This window comes from Sulfurospirillum deleyianum DSM 6946, assembly GCF_000024885.1.
GTDB classification, from domain to species: Bacteria; Campylobacterota; Campylobacteria; order Campylobacterales; family Sulfurospirillaceae; genus Sulfurospirillum; species Sulfurospirillum deleyianum.
Window position 1 is genome coordinate 2,236,175 of the sequence record NC_013512.1, and the last position, 19,264, is coordinate 2,255,438.

Genomic DNA, 19,264 nt, shown 5'->3' on the forward strand with positions numbered 1-19,264 from the left:
TCACCTTTTGTGTCACGTAGCCCTTTTAAAAGCAAGAACTATACCTACAAAAAAAGGGTAGATGAGTTGCCCCACCTACCCTTAGAGAGAAGATTGTTACTATTGTAACAATTTCAATACATTCTGTTGTGTAGAGTTTGCTTGACTTAAAGCATAACTTCCAGCTTGCGCCATGATGTTATATTTTGAGAAGCTTGCAGACTCTTCAGCAAAGTCAACGTCACGGATTTGAGATTCCGCTGATGTTACGTTTACTTGTGTGACAGAGATATTGTTGATGGTTGATGTCAACTGATTTTGAACAGAACCGATGTCCGCACGAACGCTATCAAGTTTCTCTTGCGCTGTTTGAGCGATTTTAATCATCGCTTGAGCACCCGCATAAGTAGTAACACCCGCAGTTAATTTTTGACCAGAACCTGAAGCATTATCACTCGTAAATGCACCAATTGCTTCTGCGTTAGCTGCACTAATTTCACCCATCATATCACTTAAACCTAAACTCGCAACATTGCTTGTCGCAAAGTTTGTGATAGTCATATTGATATCGGCAGCACCCGCTTTTGTCAAGGTTAAACGACCAGTAGACGTACCATCTGCGATAGTACCAACTGTTGCAAGACCGGCGACCTGAATTGCTCTACCATCGGTTGAAGTAAGCTCTAACTGACCCTCTTGGTCAATACTTGCAGTTACGCCCGTAGTCGCGCTGTATTGATTAATCGCATCAATCAATACACCTGTACTATCATTGTCTGCAACATCTAAAGATGCTGCAACAACAGTTCCATTGATGGTTAAGTTTGTTACAGTGCCTGATGCAACTGCTGCAGTACCTGTTTGGGTTAAACTCCAGCTTGCAGTAACACCTGTTGCTTCAGAGTTTTTGTTAATAACGGCAGCCACTGCACCAATACCTGTGCCTGCGCTGGTACTTACAATGGCTGTTTCAAATGTTGTTGCTGTACCATTTGCATCAGTATATACAATAGTTTGAGCACCCAGTGTTGTTCCCATTTCACTGGTTTCAAAACGAGTTTGACCAATTTTATCAGAACTAGTGGCACCAATACTCATATTAACCGTTTGGTTGTTGTAAGCGCCAACTTGAAACTCTGCATTCGTAAATGTTCCTGAAAGCAAGTTTTTACCGTTGAAAGAAGTCGTACCTGCAATCATATCAAGCTCTTCCATCAATTTAGAGATGTCTGATTGAAGGGCTTTACGTGAACTAGCACTCTGTCCATCTTGCGCTGCTTGGGTTGCTTTGGTTTTGATGGTATCAAGAATTTTAATCTGTTCATCCATCGCACCGTCTGCAATTTGAGCGATAGATACACCATCATTCGCATTGGCAATCGCTTGACCTAAAGAGTTTGCTTGTGAACGAAGAGAATCCGCAATAGACATACCTGATGCATCATCAGCCGCCGTGTTGATTCTCAAACCTGAAGAGAGTTTAGACAAAGAACTGCTTAGAGCACTGTTAGTCTTAGAAAGATTGGTTTGTGCTGCAAGAGCAGAGACGTTAGTGTTAATACGCATGATAAATCCTTTTATCGTTTTATTTCTCGGGCTTCCTTGCCTTTGATGAAAACAAGATCGACACCTCAAAAAAAAACTTTAGCGGTTGGCATAGATTTTTTTTTTCGATAGAATACGAAAAAACGTTTACATGTAAAGATGGAAAAATCATTGAAAAATCTCATTATTGTGGAATCACCCACTAAAGCCAAAACGATTAAAAATTTTTTAGGTAAAAACTATACCGTTGTCGCCTCAAAAGGGCATATTCGCGATCTTCCCAAAAGCAGTTTTGGTATAAAAATAGATAACCAAACCTTTATTCCAGAGTACCGTGTACCTAAAGATCATGCGAGTGTGGTCAAAGAGATTAAAGAGCTTGCCAAAGAAGCCGATCAAGTCTATATCGCAACCGATGAGGACCGTGAGGGTGAAGCGATTGGTTTTCACATTGCCACGGCTATTGGCAAAGACCCAAAAAGCTTGCCACGCATTGTTTTTCACGAAATTACCAAAAACGCCATCACTCATGCGCTGGAAAATCCTCGTATTTTAGATGAGAGTAGCATTAACGCGCAACAAGCTAGACGTTTGCTTGATAGAATTGTAGGCTACAAACTCTCCCCCTTACTCTCCTCCAAAATTCAAAAAGGTTTAAGTGCGGGACGTGTGCAATCCTCCACGCTTAAAATTGTGGTCGATAGAGAAAAAGAGATACGAGCCTTTAAAGAGGAAGAATTTTGGAGCATTGACGCACTTTTTAATAAAACCATTGAAGCCTCTTTGGTAGAGTTTGAGGGTGAAAAAATTGAAAAAATGAGCATTGGCAATCAAGAGCGTGCCTATGCCATTAAAGAAAAACTCTTAAAAGAAGCCTTTCATGTCGCACTTTTGGAGAAAAAAGAGCGTGAAAGCTCCCCAAGTCCTGCTTTTATGACCTCAACCTTGCAACAAAGTGCCTCAAGCGCTTTGGGGTATTCACCTAAAAAGACCATGATGCTGGCGCAAACCCTTTATGAGGGTGTTAAAACCCATCAAGGGGTGCAAGGGGTTATTACCTATATGCGAACGGACTCTTTAAACGTTTCTAAAGAGGCGATTGAAGCGGCACGTGAGCAAATTTTAAGCCAATACGGCAAAACCTATTTGCCTGAAAAAGCACGTTTTTATGCCAACAAAAGCAAAGGTGCTCAAGAAGCACACGAAGCGATTCGCCCGACCATTTTAGAGTTTACCCCAGCCATTGCCAGTGCGTACTTAGCCCCAGATGAGCTTAAGCTCTACGCACTCATTTACAACCGCTTTTTAGCGTCTCAAATGAACAATGCCCGTTTTGAGAGCCAAACCCTTATTTTTGAAAGCCAGAGTGGTAAATTTAAAGCCAGTGGACGAAAACTCCTGTTTGATGGCTTTTACAAAGTCTATGGTGACAACGATAAAGATAAATTGCTTCCTGATTTAGCGCTCAAACAAGAGGTAACCTTAAGCAAACTCGATGCCAATCAACACTTTACAGAGCCACCTTCTCGCTACTCAGAAGCCAGTTTGATTAAAAAACTAGAAAGCCTTGGCATTGGCAGACCTTCCACGTATGCACCGACGATTTCGGTTTTAAGTGCTAGGGATTACATTAATATTGAAAAGAAACAGATTGTCCCTACCGAAGTGGCGTTTCAAGTCACGGAGCTTTTAGAACAACACTTTCCGCAAATTGTGGACTCCTCTTTTACCTCAACTATGGAAGAGCGTCTGGATTTAATTGCGGAGGACAAAGAGGATTGGCAGGCAATTTTATGGAATTTTTATGAGCCTTTTGATGCGCAAGTTGCCAAAGGAAAAACGGAGATTCAAAGCCAAAAAGTCATCGTTTTCACAGGCGAAATGTGCCCTGAATGTGGCAAAGAGCTTGTGCGAAGAAAAGGGCGTTTTGGGGAGTTTATAGCATGTAGTACTTATCCTACATGTAAATACACCCAAAACCTTAAAAAAGTCAGTGAAAGTGCTCCTAAAGAAAAAGTAACACTGAGTGTGCCTTGCCCTGAATGTGGGGGAGAGATTATTGAGCGAAGCTCACGTAGGGGAAAATTCTTTGGCTGTGGCAATTACCCCAAATGTAAATTTATCTCCAATTACGAACCAACCGATAAAAAATGCCCAGAATGCGGTTACATTATGGCAAAACGAGAACTGCGTAAAAAAGAGATATATGAATGCATTAAATGCAAACACAAAGAAGAGGCGTAAGCACTCTTTTTCTCTTCCAAAACCATCTCACCTATTTTTACATGTAAGGAAAAATACCTAATGAAAAAACCTATTTTTTTATGTTCTATTTGCAATATTTCCAGTGGAAGTTGTGCGGAGGATTGCGGATTTTGTACCCAAAGTGCGCACCATAACGCTGATATTGAACGCTACAAGTACAAAGCCATTGAGCAGATTGTTCACGAAGCCAAATGCGCTTCACAAAACGGTGCGCTTGGTTTTTGTTTGGTCACATCAGGTCTTGGACTGGATGATAAAAAACTCTCCTTCGTCTGCGAAGCGGCTCGTGCGGTAAAAAGCGAACTTCCACATCTTCTTTTAATCGCGTGTAATGGAACGGCGAGTGTTGAGCAACTCAAAGCCCTCAAAGAAGCGGGAGTCAATGCGTATAACCATAATTTAGAGAGTTCCAAAGAGTTTTACCCTCATATCTGTACCACGCATACATGGGAAGGGCGTTACCAAACCTGTTTGAATGTAAAAGAAGCAGGACTCTTTTTATTTACAGGAGGCATTATCGGTCTAGGAGAGAGTGAAGCGGATAGAGCCTCTTTACTCCAAAGTATTTGTGAACTTTCCCCTGAAACTGTTCCTCTTAATTTTTATATCTCAAATCCTGCCTTGCCACTCAAAGCAAACCCTTTAAGCGAAGCAGAAGCACTTGAAATTATTAAAACATTTAAAGCCAAACTGCCTAAAGAGAGCGTTTTAATGATAGCAGGAGGACGTGAGCAAACCTTTAGTCCAACGTGTGATATTTTTGCAGCAGGGGCGGATTCGATTATTGTTGGAGATTATTTGACGACCAAAGGGGAAGCGCCCCAAAAAGATAGAGTGATGATAGAACACTTAGGATACAGTGTCGCAGAACTCTGTCATCATGCGGTGTAAAAAATAATCATTTCAAGCAAAATAAAATTTGCTATAATAAATTTCACTTATAAGTTCGAGTTTTGTAAAGGATGTGTATGCGTAAAGATTCTGTTACCCTTATTGATAACCGTACAGGAGAAGAACACGAGTTTCCTATTCTCAAATCAACCCTTGGGCCTGACGTTGTAGACATATCCTCTTTTTATGCCAACACAGGCATGTTTACTTTAGATCGTGGGTTTACCTCAACGGCAAGTTGTCGCTCTCAAATCACCTACATTGATGGCAATATTGGCAAATTGATGTATCGAGGTTATGATATCGCCTATCTTGCAACCAAAAAATCATTTTTAGATACGGCTTATTTACTCTTGCACAAAGAATTACCAACCAAAGAGCAGTATAAAAACTTTTTAGCGGAACTCAAAAAACGCTCTTTTATCCACGAAAGTATGCGTAAACTCTTTGATGCGTTCCCTGATAATGCACATCCTATGGCTATTTTATCAGCGGCGGTTTCTGCGCTTTCTACGTTTTATTTTGACCATTTGGATATGGATTCACCCAAAGAAGCCAAAGAGATGGCGCATCGCATTGTCGCCAAAATTCCTACGATTGCAGCGTTTTCTTATCGCTATTCTCAGGGATTACCTATTATTTATCCTGATTTGGATAAAGGCTTTACGGAAAACTTTTTGTATATGTTACGAGGCTATCCGCACCACCATATTGATTTAAAACCTATCGAAGTTCAAGCACTCGATACCATTTTTACGCTCCATGCCGATCATGAACAAAATGCGTCTACGACCTCGGTACGTGTTGTGGCTTCAACCCATGCGCACCCTTATGCAGCGATTAGTGCGGGTATTGGTGCGCTTTGGGGACGAGCGCATGGTGGAGCGAACGAATCCGTCATTCGTCAATTAGAATTAATTGGCACGGTTGATAATGTTGATAAATACATTGCCAAAGCCAAAGACCCAAATGATCCTTTTAGACTGATGGGATTTGGGCACAGGGTGTATAAAAACTTTGATCCACGTGCAACCATTTTGAAAAATCTTCAAAAGAAATTGGTCAATGAACTCTCAATTGATACTGAACTTATGGCTGTGGCACACCGTATTGAGGAAATTGCTTTAAATGATGAGTATTTCATTAAACGTAAGCTCTACCCTAACATTGACTTTTACTCAGGGCTTATTTTACAAGCGCTTAAAATTCCAAAAGAGATGTTTGCCGTTATTTTTGTGATTGGAAGAACCCCTGGTTGGGTTGCGCAGTGGATTGAACTCAAAGAACAACCCGATATGAAAATCGCACGCCCTCGCCAACACTACATTGGACCTGTCGAGCGAACACCAAAATTTGAGCTTTAATCGTTTTACATGTAAGAAGCACTTCTTACATGTAACCCTTCTTTTATTTTAATGTAATGCGATAACCACTCTCAGTTTTTGTTATGTCGTAACGATAATGACCATCCAATAAAATAGCAACCCGATAAAAATCTTTATGATCCCCCAGTGTCATAGAAACAAAAGGCGCTTGATGCAAAAGAACCGTTTTGGTTGAAAAAGCAGCACTCTTTTTAAAATCAACAACAATTTTATACGGATCTGCGATTAAAAAATCACGCAGTTTTTCATCCTGTGTCAAAAAGGTGATCTCACGGCCATGCACACGATACGTGATACCTTTTGCAAGAAGTAAGGATGCCTCTTCTTTAGGGGTATTGGTGTGAGTGACTAAAGAAGGCGTCGCTTTTGATGGTGTCGCTTTAAGCGATGTTATAAGTGAAGTATCTGCTTTTTTTTCGAGAAGAGGTGCTACTGTTTTTGATGCTTTGGGTGCTAAGATAAGAGGCAAATGCCAGTCTATATTTTGGTCAATCTGACGCTCCTCTTTTGCGATGGAACCATCAATATTTTGGAACGCAACCGTCACACTTTTCAAAATCCGTGCAGTGCTAGGAAGCTCTACTGAAACGCTTTCAAAATCCTCACTTCTCTCCTCAATATCCGTCATTTTACCAACTTCAGCACTCGATACAGGAGACTCAAAAGGATTTTCTCTTGCCTCAAGATGTACCATTAGAAACAGAAAAAGCAAGAAAATTTTCCACATAAACGCTCCTTTGTCTATCATCGGTCTGGGTCAAGTTGCCGTAATTCAAAATACTCTTTTTGTAAAACAGCATTCTCTTCTTTGAGGCTTTGAATTTTTTCGCTTAAGGTATCTTTGTCCGCTTGTAAATTGAGTAACACATCTAAAGAACTCTTCCCAAAAAGAACATCCCCGATGTATAAACCAAAACCCACAACCGCAACAATCAGCGAGATAAGTTTTAAATAAAAAAGGGCAGAATCACCTCTGCCCTCCCCTTTTACTTCTTTGTCAAATTCGTCTAAAACATCACTCATTTAGTAAAAAGTTTTGTTCCTACATACTCGCCATAAACGACTTCATTTTCAATATCCAATAAACGATTGTATTTTGCCGTTCGCTCACCACGTGCGGTTGCACCTGTTTTGATTTCACCGGTATTGAGTGCTACAGCAAAATCAGCGATAAACGCATCTTCACTCTCACCACTTCGATGGCTCATCACACATTTATAATTGTTGCGTTGAGCAAGACGAACGGTTTGCATCGTCTCTGTAACGGTTCCAATTTGATTTGGTTTAATCAAAATTGCATTACCAATCCCTTTTGCAATGCCCTCTGCTAAGATTTTCGTATTGGTTACAAATAAATCATCACCGACGAGTTGTACTTTTGAGCCCAATTTTTCAGTTAAAAGCTTCCAACCATCCCAATCATCTTCGCTCAAACCATCTTCAATCGAAACAATCGGATATTTTGCGCAAAGATTTTCATAATACGCCACCAGTTCTGCACTGCTTAAGACACGATTTTCAGACTCTAGTTTGTATCCACCCTCGCACACCAATTCACTGCTTGCGACATCAAGGGCAATCGCTATATCTTTACCTGCGGTATAACCCGCTTTTGCAATCGCTTCCATAATGACTTTAATCGGCTCTTCATTGTCTTTAAGATTAGGAGCAAAACCACCCTCATCACCCAAAGCGGTACTCTCACCCATAGAAGCAATAATTTTTTTCAAGTGGTGATACACTTCTGTTGCCGCACGCAAGGCTTCAGAAAAAGTCTCAAAGTTTAGAGGCATAATCATGTACTCTTGAAAATCAACGCTGTTATTCGCATGGCTTCCACCGTTAATGATGTTAAACATCGGGGTGGGAAGTGTCATCGCATTTGCGCCACCTAAATAGCGATACAAAGGCACACCTAAACTCTGCGCTGCAGCACGAGCCACTGCCATAGAAACACCCAAAACAGCATTCGCACCTAAGCGACCATAATTATCTGTACCGTCAAGTTTTTTCATTGTTTCATCAATGAAGGCTTGATTAAATGGACTTAAACCAATAAGCTCATCTGAAATCTCCGTGTTGACATGTTCACATGCTTTTAGCACGCCTTTGCCCATATAGCGACTGTCCGCATCTCTAAGCTCCAAAGCTTCTCGCTTACCGGTACTGGCACCACTAGGAACAATGGCACTTGCAACCGTACCATCACTTAAACTGACACGTGCTCGAACGGTTGGGTTTCCACGGCTATCGAGTACCTCATCTGCGCTTATATCTTCGATATAGATCATTCATCTTCCTTTATATCATCAACGCCACATGCCATCACCATGGCATTGCCACTGATGGCTTGTTTGATTTTTTCTTCAATTTCTAAAGCAAGTGCTTTATTTTCTTTCAAGAAGGCTTTGACATTTTCACGTCCTTGCCCCAATTTAGTCTCATTATAGCTAAACCACGCACCACTTTTATCGATGATATCGAGCTTTACACCATAATCAACAATTTCACCCTCTTTGGAAATGCCTTCGCCAAACATAATATCAAACTCTGCTTGACGAAACGGAGGAGCGACTTTGTTTTTAATGACTTTGGCTTTGACTCTGTTACCAATTTGCTCTTCACCTTGTTTGAGTGTCGCAATTTTTCTCACATCAATACGCACAGAAGCATAAAATTTAAGTGCATTTCCACCTGTGGTGGTTTCAGGAGAACCATAGCCCATCGTTCCAATTTTCATACGAATTTGGTTAATAAAAATCACCGTCGTATTCATTTTGTGCACAACAGCGGTCAGCTTACGAAGGGCTTGACTCATAAGCCTCGCTTGAAGTCCTACGTGGGTATCACCCATATCGCCCTCAATCTCGCTCTTAGGAGTGAGTGCCGCCACCGAATCCACAACAATTACATCCACAGCGCCACTGCGTGCAAGGGTTTCAACGATATCTAACGCTTGTTCACCAAAATCAGGCTGAGAGACCAAAAGATTTTCAATATCAACCCCTAAATTACCTGCATATTTTACATCGAGTGCGTGTTCTGCGTCCACAAACGCACAAATACTTCCCTTAGCTTGCGCCTCGGCAATAATCTGAAGGGATAAAGTTGTTTTACCCGAACTTTCAGGTCCATAAATCTCAATAATTCGACCTTGTGGAATACCGCCAATCCCCAAAGCCAAGTCAAGCCCAATAGAACCTGTACTAATGGCAGCAATGGGTTCAACCACCTTATCACCAAGTCTGACAAGCGCACCTTTTCCAAATGCCTTATCAATCTGTTTTATCGCAAGTTCGAGTGCTTTTCTCTTATTTTCATCGATTTGCATGGGACCCCTCATTTCATAGTAGACTTCTTTCATAACCCTTGAAAAGATAAAGAGTTTGCTAAGAGTGCGTTAATTTTTAAAACTCAAAATTGAGTCATAGCCAAAGCTATGGCGATATTTTTAGTTTTAAAAAGTGATGTGCTATAAGCGATACTCTTTTTCCAATGGGTTATGAAAGAAGTCTAGTGCTATTATTTTATCATTTCGAGCTTGAAAAAGCCCTTTGAAGCGATTGTAGTCAAAAATCAAAAAAGAGGCTCAAAATATTTCAATCTGCAATATGTTACAATGCCAAAAGATTTACATGTAAGGATTTTTGTGAGAACACTTAGCGTAGCACACTCCCCTGATGCTGATGATATTTTTATGTATTATGCCATCAAATTTGGCTGGGTGGACACAGGCGATGTCTGCTTTGAAAATATCGCCTTAGACATTGAAACCCTCAACGTTGAAGCCTTGAAAACCACCTATGATATCAGTGCAATTAGCTTTGCGTTGTACCCTAAAATTCGAAACGATTATGCCCTTTTGCGCACGGCGGTGAGTTTTGGTGAAGGGTATGGTCCCAAACTGGTCAAGAGAAAAGAGACCAAACTCAAACGCAATTTTAAAGTAGCGCTCAGTGGTACACACACGACCAACGCCCTTTTGTTTAAAATTGCTTATCCTGAAGCACGCATTGTCTATAAAAACTTTTTAGAGATTGAAAATGCCGTTTTGAGTGGCGAAGTCGATGCAGGGGTTTTAATTCACGAGAGTATTTTAAATTTTAATGATACCCTTGTTGTGGAGCGTGAGATATGGGATATTTGGAAAAGCTTAACGCAAGGCAAAGAGCTTCCTCTCCCACTGGGTGGCATGGCATTGCGCCGTTCTATGCCATTATTACAAGCCATTACCTGTGAAAAAAGCCTCATTAAAGCAGTTGATGTTGCTCACACCCATCAACACGTACTCTCTAAAATGCTGCTGGAGCGAAACCTTGTCAGAGTCGATGATGCGACCCTTAAAACCTATTTGGGGCTCTATGCCAACGCACACTCTATCGAGATGAGTGATGTGCAATATGAAGCGATTGATACCCTTTTTGAACTTGGGTATAAACATGGTTTTTACGATCAATGCATCAAGGCTAAAGAGTATCTGATTCCTCACGAATACGAAACATTAAGAATGAGCTAAAGCATGGAAGCCAAACTGATTGGACTGGGCGTTGAAACCTTTAAAATAGCGCTTTATCTCTCTTTACCCATGCTTCTTGCTGGGATGATAGCAGGTCTTGCTATTAGTATTTTTCAAGCCGTGACCCAAATCAACGAATCCACACTCAGTTTTGTTCCTAAGATTTTAATTACCATTGTGGTTGCCATTTTTACCATGCCATGGATGATGAATATGATGATAGAGTTTACCACTCGCTTATTCGATATGATTCCAAGTTTCCTTTTTTAATATGACAAAAACCATTCATTTCTCCAGCTATTCCAGCATAAAAATTGGTCCGAGTGTGGATGTTTTACTCCTTGAAAAACCCCAACCCCTTCCAAAAAATCACATCATCATCGGTGGCGCAAATAACCTTCTTGTAAGCCCAACTCCCCCACCGCTTGCTATGCTTGGCAAAGCGTTTGACTTTATTGTTCAAGAGGGCGATGTTTTACATGTAGGTGGTGCCACACCGAGTGGAAAAATGCTCTCCTTTGCCAAAAAACACAATCTCGCAGGTTTTGAATTGATGCAAAAACTCCCCGGAACCCTAGGCGGTATGGTTGCTATGAATGCGGGGCTTAAAGAGTGGGAAGTTTTTAACCATCTTATCGCCATTCGCACCGAAAAGGGGTGGATAGAAAAATCTAAGATAAACTATGGCTACCGCTTTGCGGACATTGAAGGGATTGTGTATGAAGCGACCTTTACATGTAAAGAGGGATTTGATGAAAATCTCCTTGCTATGTTTAAAAAAATGCGGGATAACCAACCCAAAGAAGCAAGTGCTGGAAGCTGTTTTAAAAACCCTGTGGGACACTATGCGGGTAAACTTATTGAAGAGGCTGGCTTTAAAGGTAAACGCTTTGGTGCGATGATGTTTAGCCCTATGCACGCCAACTTTTTGGTCAATACAGGAGGGGGAACCTTTGAAGAAGCATTTGCACTCATCACGGAAGTCAAAGCAGAGGTTTTAAAACGCTTTGGTGTAAAACTCGAAGAGGAAATTATCATCCTCTAATGCTTACATGTAAAAGATATCCTTAGAAGAGCTACGCACTTTCAACTCTTCTAAACTCACAAAAACACCTTTTTGATAAGCTTCCACACCACATCTGCCAATCATCGCAGCATTATCGGAACAAAATGCCATTTTAGCGGTGTAAAGTTGCGCTTTTTTAGAGGCACAAAAACGCTCAAGTTCCCCCCGCAAATAGAGATTGGCACTCGCTCCACCAACCACGCCAAAGTGCTCTACTTTTCGCGCTTGATACGCTTTTTTTATTTTTTGCATTAAATGCGCTACGGCGACACGCTGAAACGAAGCGCAAATATCGCACAGGATTTGCTCATCCATCCTCTCTTGCGCCTCAATGCAAAGTCTGACTTGATTTTTCAAACCGGAATAGCTAAAAGCCAGCATCGAAGAGGAGGTTCCTTGCAAAGGAATGGTAAAATCAAAGCACTTCGCATCCCCTTTTTGAGCGTACGTTTCAATAATCGCCCCCGCAGGGTAGGGAAGTCCTAACATCTTTCCCACTTTATCAAAACTCTCACCAAAGCTATCATCCATCGTTGTCGCAAGCAGTTCAATCTGCTCTAAACTCTTTACATGTAAAAGCTGTGTGTGTCCTCCAGAGACGAGCAGAACATCCATCGGAAAACGTGTCTCTTCTTCAATAAACAAAGAACAGATATGCCCCTTAAGGTGATTGATACCTAGCAAAGGAAGATGGAGCGCCACACTCAGCGCTTTTGCCATACTCACCCCTTCAACAAGGCTCACCGAAAGTCCTGGCTCATTGGTCACCGCAATCGCTTTAAGTGCCTCAAAATAGGGTTGTGTCTCTTCTAAAATCTTAGGTAAAGTGATCGCATGAAGACGCGCAGCCAGTTCTGGTACCACGCCACCATACTTGGCATGTTCTTCATCTTGGGAAATTTTTTTATGAAAAAGTAGTTTTTTATCCTCTATGCGTGTGATGGCAATCGAGCTATCATCACAGCTACTTTCGATACTTAAAATCATGAGACAATCTTTATATGCCACGGCTCAAAACGCACCCCATCGCCATTGCCAATGGTATAGCGCATCGAAACATAAGAGAGCTTTTGCAACTGCCAAAATTCCTCTGTACGAGCAAAATTTGACGTAAAATTTTGATGTCCCCAACCCTTTTTCCCCACGTCAAAATCTCCAATGGAGTGATAGGAGTATGCAGGAGGAACCAAAGAGTGCGTCGCTAGAGTAATATTGCCCTTTTCACGCTCTATTTTTTCCAAATGTAAACAGAGTTGTTTGACCATACTACGAACACCTGAGGTTAAAATCAGCGTATTGCCCACATCTTTAACTAAACGCTCCAGCAGTGGTGCATACTCACGAAAAACATAATGCCCCGAACCACCAATCTTTATGACCTCTTTTTTATCAATCGTATCGCTCATATTTTCAATGGTTTTCTTACCGTAAAAGCCATATTTGATGGGGTCTGTGTAAAATACCTCTTCGATGTACGCCAATTCAGCGGGGCTAAAAGGTTCAATGTTGGGATAATTTTTTGCGATTTTAAGGGTTTCATCCAAAGAAATCAAATTAAAATTGGCATGACCTACGGTGCGTTCCACTAATTGAAGCTTATACAACACCGATGTAAACAGAGGTACTTGCTCTTTGGTGAGCCAAATATCATTGGATAGCTCACTCTGCCCATACGCCACATTGCTCAAAACACCTATCCCCAAAAGTCCTAAAAAATCCCTTCGTTGCATACAAACCCTATGTGATGATTTCTTTACATTATAGCATGTGAGATTGATTTTTCAACATCTCTTCAACGCTCTTAGCATCCACAGGTTTACTAAAGACATAGCCTTGAATCAAATCACACCCGCTACTATGAATCAACTCTTTTTGCGCCTTCGTCTCTACGCCCTCAGCCAAAACGACCAAGCCCAAACCTCGACCTAACTCGATAATCGTTCGAGCAATCGCTCTATCTTCACTGCTATTTTCTAAATTCTGCACAAAGCTTTGGTCAATTTTCAACTTTGTGATAGGCAACTCTTTCAAGTATGCCAAAGAGGAGTGTCCTGTGCCAAAATCATCAATGGAAATGTCAAGCCCAAGCTCCCTAAAGCGCTTCAAAAGGGCGATGGATTTGGTGGCATCTTTCATAATAAACCGCTCTACAATCTCTAGCTCAATCCACTCTGGACGACACCCGCTTTCTTTGAGATTTTGTAAAATAAACGCAATAAGATGGTTGGATTCAAGCTGTTTCCCTGCAATATTAATGGCTACTTTACCTGGACGCAACCCCTTGTCATGCCACTCTTTTAACTGGCGCATGACCTCTTTAATCACCCAATTTCCAATCTCAATAATCAACTCGCTCTCTTCTGCCACGTGAATAAAATAGCCCGGTGCGGTTAATCCCCTTTTAGGATGTTTCCATCGAAGCAACGCCTCAAAGCCTATAATTTTTCCCGATTTTAAATTGACTTGAGGCTGATAATGCAGTACAAATTCTTGATTGACAAGGGCTTTATGCAAACTCTTTTCAACCTCTAAATGCTCGTTAGTCTCTTGATTCATCTCTTGATCAAAAAAGATGTAACGGTTTCGCCCTTGAGATTTTGCTTTATACATCGCGATATCGGCATTTTTAAGCAATTTACTCGCCAATTCACCATCGTTGGGATAGACACTCACCCCGATGCTCATCGTCACTTTAAAACTCTCATTTCCAAATATAAATGGTTCTTGAAAAGCATTGATAAGCTTTTTAATCGCCACAAAAATATCATTGACATCTTTGCACCCATCTAAAAGCACGATAAACTCATCTCCACTCAAACGTGCAACCGTATCAGTCTCTCGAATACTATGCTGCATCCGTTTGGCAATCGTTTTTAAAAGCATATCCCCCGCATCGTGTCCGAGGGAGTCGTTGATATTTTTAAATTTATCCACATCCACAAACATAACGCCCAAAACCTTGCCATCACGACTCGCTTTCTTAATCGCTTGGGTGAGCCTGTCTTGAAGCAGATTGCGGTTAGGAAGTCCTGTTAAAATATCATGTTCGACTTGATGCATCAAAAGTTTTTTCTGTTTTTTATTCTCTTCTTCAAGCGCTTTTCGTGCGGTAATATCACGGATGGAACAGTGTTGGATTTTACCCTTATTCATCATCACCGTTGTCATCACCACACTAATCCATATCAACGTTCCATCACAGGCTTTGGCATACCATTCAAACTTATGAACGCCCTCTTTAGAAGCGATGGAGTTCATCCATCTGGATTTTTCATACGAGCTTTGCCCATCAGGCTGAAATTCAGGTGACAAATCGGCTAAACTCACGTTAATCAACTTCTGTTTATCGGTGGTTTTAAACATTTTCATAATAGCTTCATTGCAATCAATAAAAAGTCCCTCTTTTAAAAGCCAAATGCCATCCGCTGATTTTTGATACAAGGTTTCAAAAACCATCTTTTGCTCTTTAATCTGTTTGTTATTGAGCAGTAAGTGGTTCTCATAACGTGCCAATAAAGAACGCAGTTTAACAGAGATAAGAAACATCATCACAATAATCAAACACATAATCACTAAAGAGATAATGACTAAATTCGCAATGGTCGTTTGCATTTTGGTTTTAAGCATCTTTGCTTGTTCCAAAAAGGCATTGTTCTCTTCTAAAAGATACGTGCCTGTACCCACCACCCATTCAAACTGCGGAATAGGACGAATAAAAGAGACTTTTTGTCTATCTTTATCCAAAGGGTGATACGAGGCAATGTAGTGCATAAAAAAGCCCTCAACATTCAGCTTTCCCCCTACAACGATATCTCGAATAACCAGTTGATTGTCACTCACGACATTAAGTCTGTTTTTTCCTACAAAGGAGTGGTCTCCATGAGAAATGGTATTGCCCTCATAATCATACGCAAAAATATAGCCATGCTCTCCATAGCGTGTATTTAAAAGCACTTTTTGTGTCTCTTTTTTAATCTTCTCCAAAATCGCATCTTCGTAGCGACCACTTACAATAAAAAGATTTAAAGGCTCAACGCGTTTTGCATAGCCTATCTTTTTACGATGAGTCGCATCCGTGGGATTTTTCCAACGCCATGTCATGGCATACGAAGCACTCTCTTTAAGATGCGCAATCATCTCTTGAATAAAAAAATAACCATCCCTATCTTGGTAATTGAGCATATTTTTACCCTCAAGTGACTCATCGAGTCCATGCATGACACATTTTCCCTCAAAATCAAACAAGGCATAATACCCACTCAAGTCATTGAAAAATCGAACATCTTTAAGCTTGTCTTTGATTTTTTGGATGATTTTTTCACGAGGTAATGTTGGGTTTTCATTGTAAATATCTACCATGATTCTATGTGCCAAATCAACCATATTGGCGATCTCTTCTTCGGCTTCTTCACGCAAAAGTTTTTCATTGACGTTAATATAATCAATCAACTTATCAATACGTTCTTGCGCTTGAATTTTAGAGCGTTTCACATACGAAATTCTGGCTTGTTCAAGAGATTTTTCATAGTCAGTTTGCTCCATAGAGATAACCATTGTTAATAAAATAACAAATGTCAGCAAAACGGCTACTATTGGCAAAAAAACAATCCATTTGACAATATGTTGTTTGTTTTTGCTTAACAATGGCTACTCCAGAAGAAATTATTGTAGGAGTATTACTTTATCAAAATTTTCTAAAATTTTTGCAACCCTTTCTTGCCATAATGTAGCAAACAAAGCTTTTTCTTCAGGAGTGAGTAGGGATGTAAAAAGTTTTGGCATCAGTGCTGATACACGAGGATCAAAAGGAATCGAGTTAGGGTCATACGCCACATTCACTTCCACGCCAGTATCTAAGCGCTTCATCTTTACATGTAAAGATATAGGAGCCTTAAAATGCATACGTTGCGTACGTGAAAAATGTCCACTTAACCCTTTAAACCCCCACACATCTGTTGCACCGGTTATAAACGAAAAGACATTCGCAACGACCCCTGTGGTTCCCTCTTCGATTCCCTCTTTAAAAAAGACCTCTATCTCTCCACGCACAGGCAAGGTGTCAGGATAGAGTTTTTTTAACCCTTCACGCACCATCAAATACGCCCCAGCAATCGTAGGACAACTATGCCCAGCACTTTTGACCACATCCAAGTAGCTCACACATACCTTCCCCTCTTCAAACGCACCTAAAAGCTCAGAGAGCGGGTCATAAAGCGTGATTGAGGAAACCGTGTCAAAAAAAGCAGGATAATTCATCTTTTTTCCCTTGTAGTTTTTTCACATTGTAGTACAATGTAAAGAGAATTTCCTTGATACAGTTCATTTAAAAGAGGAATAGGATGCAAGCACTCTGGGATGAAAAATTTAGCAAAGGACGGCTTCTTTATGGTGAAGCGCCCAATGCGTTTATTGAATCACAATTTTATCGTATGGAAAAGGCTAAGCGTGTCTTATGTCTAGGAGAAGGCGAAGGCAGAAACGCTCTTTTTTTAGCCGAACAAGGTATCCCTCATGTTGAAGCCCTAGATGCCTCGTTTGTCGCACTCTCTAGACTACGCCACTTAGCAAAAGAGCGCTATGTCGCCATTACGCTATGCCATACCCTTATTGCATACTGGTCGCCACGCAAAGAGAGTTATGATGCCATCGTGTGTAGCTATTTGCATCTTCAAAAACCTGAACAAAAGCTTCTTTTTGAAAAAATCATAGACGCCCTCAAACCTAAAGGCGTTTTTATTGGCGAGTTTTTTAGTACCAGCCAACGCCATTTTAAAAGCGGAGGACCTATGGATGAAGACCTTTTGTACGACATTAATCATCTCAGCCATCTTTTAAAATCCCTTCCTTGCCTCATCCGTAAACTCTCTCAAGAGGTCATTAGGCTAGAAGAAGGGACAAAACATGTAGGAGAAGCCAGTGTCATCCGCATGGTGATTGAGAAAACAAAAGAGGATTAGGGCTGAAGGGTTCCAAAGTATAAACTGCGTTCTTTATTTTCGACCCAGTGATATTCAGGGTCTTCATCGAGCCTTGCCCAATACAACTCACCTGAATTGCGCCATGGATCGAGTAAAAGACCGTTTTGAAAGGGAGCGTGTTTTGCGACAACGACCACACTGTTATGCTCATCAAACTCACCTTTATTGGCAACACCCCAACGCAAATCAAAACTCTCATAACGCCCTTTTTTCAGATGCGCCATCATATCTTCGCTCCATTCATAGCAGAGTCCTCGCTCTTTGAGTCCTGTATTGATGAGAAAATTATGAAAGGTGGGTGGGCTTACCAGCGCATAACGTTTGGCTAAAACATGCGGATAGGTTAATGCCTCATACGCCAACAAACGTGCCTCTTCGTAGCGTACACTATTACCCAAAAGCATCAAATCGTTGGTCAGTTTTTCTATGCCATCTCGTTTTACATGTAAGGCTTCTTGTTTGACACTACACCCTGTAAAAAGCAGTGCGATGAAGAGTAAAGCGCAAAAAGATTTCATACGTGAGGCTTTAGGGTTAGTTTTACAATTTCACTCGGTGCCATCACACGCACCGCAGGTCCCCAATATCCTGCCCCATTGCTGACAAAAATTTGGGTTGTTTTTGAATGCTGATAAAGACCACTCAGATAGGGCTGGTCAAGGAGCACCAAAAGCCCAAAAGGAAAAATTTGTCCGCCATGGGTATGCCCACTGAGAATCAAATCAATCTTTTCATCCTTGAGTTCTTTGACAATTTTAGGTTGATGTGAGAGCAAAATAGTGGGTAATTCGTTGTTTACATGTAAAAAGGCTTTGGGTAAATCAGGCGGTAAAAAATCAAAGCGTTTGCCTATCATATCGCTCACACCGACAAGATTGAAACGATGATCAATCATCAGTGAGCGGTTGGAGAGCACCTCTACCCCTAAGGATTCTAAGTGCTCCATAATCCCATGAACCCCATAAAAATATTCATGATTTCCTGGAACAAAGTAGACCCCTAAACGGCTTTGAACACTTCGAAGCGCATCGAGTTTATCCCCAATCTCACGTACGGGCATATCGACCAAATCCCCCGTAATCACTACAATATCAGCATCCAGTCTATTAACCTGTGCGACAAGTTCATCCATAAACGCTTTGCCTAACACTTTACCAATATGCACGTCGCTTATCTGCACCACACTGACTTCTTTGCCTAGCCCAACGATGCTCACCTCTACCTCTTTAATGACAGGAGCTTTCATCCCATTGAAAAATCCTTTCACCATGTACGAAAGAGCTAACAAAAGCATGGTCACATCAAACACCATTTTTAAAAAGAGCCGTCTGGAGTAATCCTGTGGTATTTTAGAATAAGGAAGATGAAACAAATCGTACAGCAGTGCCACACAAAAGAGCATAAACGACACACCTATCATCGCTGAAAATAGGGCATAGAAGAAAGGATCTAAACTGTCTAAACGCAACACTAAAAAGTAGCAAATCTCACACAGAGTGATCGCTATCATTCCCCATTTTAACGGAGTGTGGACGTTTGATAACATGTCCACACGCTTGATAAAACGTCGATAACTGTAAAAATTAATGAGCGATAAAACAGCAATCGCAACCAGAGCAAAAGAGAGACGAAACATGGT

The 19,264-nt window shown here is 41.0% G+C and carries 18 protein-coding genes; 7 read left to right on the forward strand and 11 right to left on the reverse strand.

Translation table 11 applies throughout. From position 1 onward, the window contains the following. Positions 1 to 99 precede the first annotated feature (99 nt). Entirely contained in the window at positions 100 to 1,545 is a 1,446-nt protein-coding gene (locus tag SDEL_RS11250; RefSeq protein WP_012857986.1) for a flagellin B, read from the reverse strand. Positions 1,546 to 1,683: 138 nt separating this feature from the next. Here SDEL_RS11250 and topA point away from each other — a divergent pair, with 138 nt between their 5' ends. The 3 genes from topA (at position 1,684) to SDEL_RS11265 (ending at position 6,044) form a co-directional block, all read left to right on the forward strand. Then, positions 1,684 to 3,768 (forward strand): type I DNA topoisomerase, encoded by a 2,085-nt coding sequence (gene topA / locus SDEL_RS11255; protein WP_012857987.1) that lies wholly within the window; start codon positions 1,684 to 1,686, stop codon positions 3,766 to 3,768. A gap of 60 nt (positions 3,769 to 3,828) precedes the next feature. Then, positions 3,829 to 4,680, forward strand: coding sequence for a biotin synthase (locus tag SDEL_RS11260; RefSeq protein ID WP_012857988.1), 852 nt, complete (start codon positions 3,829 to 3,831; stop codon positions 4,678 to 4,680). 77 nt (positions 4,681 to 4,757) lie between these two features. Beyond that, positions 4,758 to 6,044, forward strand: a complete 1,287-nt coding sequence (locus tag SDEL_RS11265; RefSeq protein WP_012857989.1) for a citrate synthase — start codon at positions 4,758 to 4,760, stop codon at positions 6,042 to 6,044. A 43-nt stretch (positions 6,045 to 6,087) separates the two neighbouring features. Here the strand turns inward: SDEL_RS11265 and SDEL_RS11270 are convergent, their stop codons facing one another. The 4 genes from SDEL_RS11270 to recA are packed head-to-tail and all read right to left on the reverse strand — an operon-like array spanning position 6,088 to position 9,390. Continuing rightward, positions 6,088 to 6,792, reverse strand: coding sequence for an AMIN domain-containing protein (locus SDEL_RS11270; protein WP_012857990.1), 705 nt, complete (start codon positions 6,790 to 6,792; stop codon positions 6,088 to 6,090). A 17-nt stretch (positions 6,793 to 6,809) separates the two neighbouring features. Next, positions 6,810 to 7,088, reverse strand: coding sequence for a hypothetical protein (locus tag SDEL_RS11275; RefSeq protein ID WP_012857991.1), 279 nt, complete (start codon positions 7,086 to 7,088; stop codon positions 6,810 to 6,812). Further along, on the reverse strand, positions 7,085 to 8,356 hold the full coding sequence (eno, locus tag SDEL_RS11280) for a phosphopyruvate hydratase (RefSeq protein WP_012857992.1): 1,272 nt from the start codon (positions 8,354 to 8,356) through the stop codon (positions 7,085 to 7,087). The genes SDEL_RS11275 and eno overlap by 4 nt, the downstream gene beginning before the upstream one ends. Then, positions 8,353 to 9,390, reverse strand: coding sequence for a recombinase RecA (gene recA / locus SDEL_RS11285; RefSeq protein ID WP_190275683.1), 1,038 nt, complete (start codon positions 9,388 to 9,390; stop codon positions 8,353 to 8,355). Before recA ends, eno begins: the two co-directional genes overlap by 4 nt. A gap of 294 nt (positions 9,391 to 9,684) precedes the next feature. On the opposite strand from recA, the gene SDEL_RS11290 reads away from it, so the two are divergent. From SDEL_RS11290 to SDEL_RS11300, 3 genes are read left to right on the forward strand one after another with little or no spacing between them, the layout of a single operon-like run. Further along, entirely contained in the window at positions 9,685 to 10,581 is an 897-nt protein-coding gene (locus tag SDEL_RS11290) for a menaquinone biosynthesis family protein (RefSeq protein ID WP_041666639.1), read from the forward strand. A 3-nt stretch (positions 10,582 to 10,584) separates the two neighbouring features. Next, on the forward strand, positions 10,585 to 10,851 hold the full coding sequence (fliQ, locus tag SDEL_RS11295; RefSeq protein WP_012857995.1) for a flagellar biosynthesis protein FliQ: 267 nt from the start codon (positions 10,585 to 10,587) through the stop codon (positions 10,849 to 10,851). A 1-nt stretch (position 10,852) separates the two neighbouring features. Then, a complete protein-coding gene (locus tag SDEL_RS11300) occupies positions 10,853 to 11,626 on the forward strand; it encodes a UDP-N-acetylmuramate dehydrogenase (RefSeq protein WP_012857996.1) in 774 nt (257 codons plus the stop codon). A gap of 3 nt (positions 11,627 to 11,629) precedes the next feature. Here SDEL_RS11300 and tsaD read toward each other — a convergent pair whose 3' ends face one another. From tsaD to SDEL_RS11320, 4 genes are all read right to left on the reverse strand, one after another. Further along, the gene (tsaD, locus tag SDEL_RS11305) at positions 11,630 to 12,634 is read right to left on the reverse strand and encodes a tRNA (adenosine(37)-N6)-threonylcarbamoyltransferase complex transferase subunit TsaD (protein ID WP_012857997.1); all 1,005 of its coding nucleotides are present in this window, start codon (positions 12,632 to 12,634) and stop codon (positions 11,630 to 11,632) included. Then, positions 12,631 to 13,377: a M15 family metallopeptidase gene (locus tag SDEL_RS11310; RefSeq protein WP_012857998.1), complete on the reverse strand. Its 747-nt coding sequence runs from the start codon at positions 13,375 to 13,377 to the stop codon at positions 12,631 to 12,633. Before SDEL_RS11310 ends, tsaD begins: the two co-directional genes overlap by 4 nt. Before the next feature lie 28 nt (positions 13,378 to 13,405). Further along, complete coding sequence (locus SDEL_RS11315; protein ID WP_223295820.1) at positions 13,406 to 16,246, reverse strand: cache domain-containing protein; 2,841 nt, start codon at positions 16,244 to 16,246, stop codon at positions 13,406 to 13,408. A gap of 63 nt (positions 16,247 to 16,309) precedes the next feature. Next, on the reverse strand, positions 16,310 to 16,903 hold the full coding sequence (locus SDEL_RS11320) for a hypothetical protein (RefSeq protein WP_012858000.1): 594 nt from the start codon (positions 16,901 to 16,903) through the stop codon (positions 16,310 to 16,312). An 83-nt stretch (positions 16,904 to 16,986) separates the two neighbouring features. Here SDEL_RS11320 and SDEL_RS11325 point away from each other — a divergent pair, with 83 nt between their 5' ends. Then, the gene (locus SDEL_RS11325) at positions 16,987 to 17,604 is read left to right on the forward strand and encodes a class I SAM-dependent methyltransferase (protein ID WP_012858001.1); all 618 of its coding nucleotides are present in this window, start codon (positions 16,987 to 16,989) and stop codon (positions 17,602 to 17,604) included. On the opposite strand, the gene SDEL_RS11330 is transcribed toward SDEL_RS11325, so the two are convergent. Together SDEL_RS11330 and SDEL_RS11335 are read right to left on the reverse strand one after the other, a co-directional pair. Beyond that, a complete protein-coding gene (locus tag SDEL_RS11330) occupies positions 17,601 to 18,143 on the reverse strand; it encodes a hypothetical protein (protein ID WP_012858002.1) in 543 nt (180 codons plus the stop codon). The genes SDEL_RS11325 and SDEL_RS11330 overlap by 4 nt on opposite strands. Continuing rightward, positions 18,140 to 19,261 carry a metallophosphoesterase gene (locus SDEL_RS11335; protein WP_012858003.1) on the reverse strand — a complete coding sequence of 374 codons (1,122 nt, stop codon included), beginning with the start codon at positions 19,259 to 19,261 and terminating at the stop codon, positions 18,140 to 18,142. Before SDEL_RS11335 ends, SDEL_RS11330 begins: the two co-directional genes overlap by 4 nt. Positions 19,262 to 19,264: the final 3 nt, after the last annotated feature.

Coding starts and splice junctions, on each gene's coding strand:
- SDEL_RS11250 (WP_012857986.1), bottom strand. CDS start 1,545: ATGCGTATTAACACTAACGTCTCTGCTCTTGCAGCACAAACCAATCTT.
- topA (WP_012857987.1), top strand. CDS start 1,684: ATGGAAAAATCATTGAAAAATCTCATTATTGTGGAATCACCCACTAAA.
- SDEL_RS11260 (WP_012857988.1), top strand. CDS start 3,829: ATGAAAAAACCTATTTTTTTATGTTCTATTTGCAATATTTCCAGTGGA.
- SDEL_RS11265 (WP_012857989.1), top strand. CDS start 4,758: ATGCGTAAAGATTCTGTTACCCTTATTGATAACCGTACAGGAGAAGAA.
- SDEL_RS11270 (WP_012857990.1), bottom strand. CDS start 6,792: ATGTGGAAAATTTTCTTGCTTTTTCTGTTTCTAATGGTACATCTTGAG.
- SDEL_RS11275 (WP_012857991.1), bottom strand. CDS start 7,088: ATGAGTGATGTTTTAGACGAATTTGACAAAGAAGTAAAAGGGGAGGGC.
- eno (WP_012857992.1), bottom strand. CDS start 8,356: ATGATCTATATCGAAGATATAAGCGCAGATGAGGTACTCGATAGCCGT.
- SDEL_RS11290 (WP_041666639.1), top strand. CDS start 9,685: ATGCCAAAAGATTTACATGTAAGGATTTTTGTGAGAACACTTAGCGTA.
- fliQ (WP_012857995.1), top strand. CDS start 10,585: ATGGAAGCCAAACTGATTGGACTGGGCGTTGAAACCTTTAAAATAGCG.
- SDEL_RS11300 (WP_012857996.1), top strand. CDS start 10,853: ATGACAAAAACCATTCATTTCTCCAGCTATTCCAGCATAAAAATTGGT.
- tsaD (WP_012857997.1), bottom strand. CDS start 12,634: ATGATTTTAAGTATCGAAAGTAGCTGTGATGATAGCTCGATTGCCATC.
- SDEL_RS11310 (WP_012857998.1), bottom strand. CDS start 13,377: ATGCAACGAAGGGATTTTTTAGGACTTTTGGGGATAGGTGTTTTGAGC.
- SDEL_RS11320 (WP_012858000.1), bottom strand. CDS start 16,903: ATGAATTATCCTGCTTTTTTTGACACGGTTTCCTCAATCACGCTTTAT.
- SDEL_RS11325 (WP_012858001.1), top strand. CDS start 16,987: ATGCAAGCACTCTGGGATGAAAAATTTAGCAAAGGACGGCTTCTTTAT.
- SDEL_RS11330 (WP_012858002.1), bottom strand. CDS start 18,143: ATGAAATCTTTTTGCGCTTTACTCTTCATCGCACTGCTTTTTACAGGG.
- SDEL_RS11335 (WP_012858003.1), bottom strand. CDS start 19,261: ATGTTTCGTCTCTCTTTTGCTCTGGTTGCGATTGCTGTTTTATCGCTC.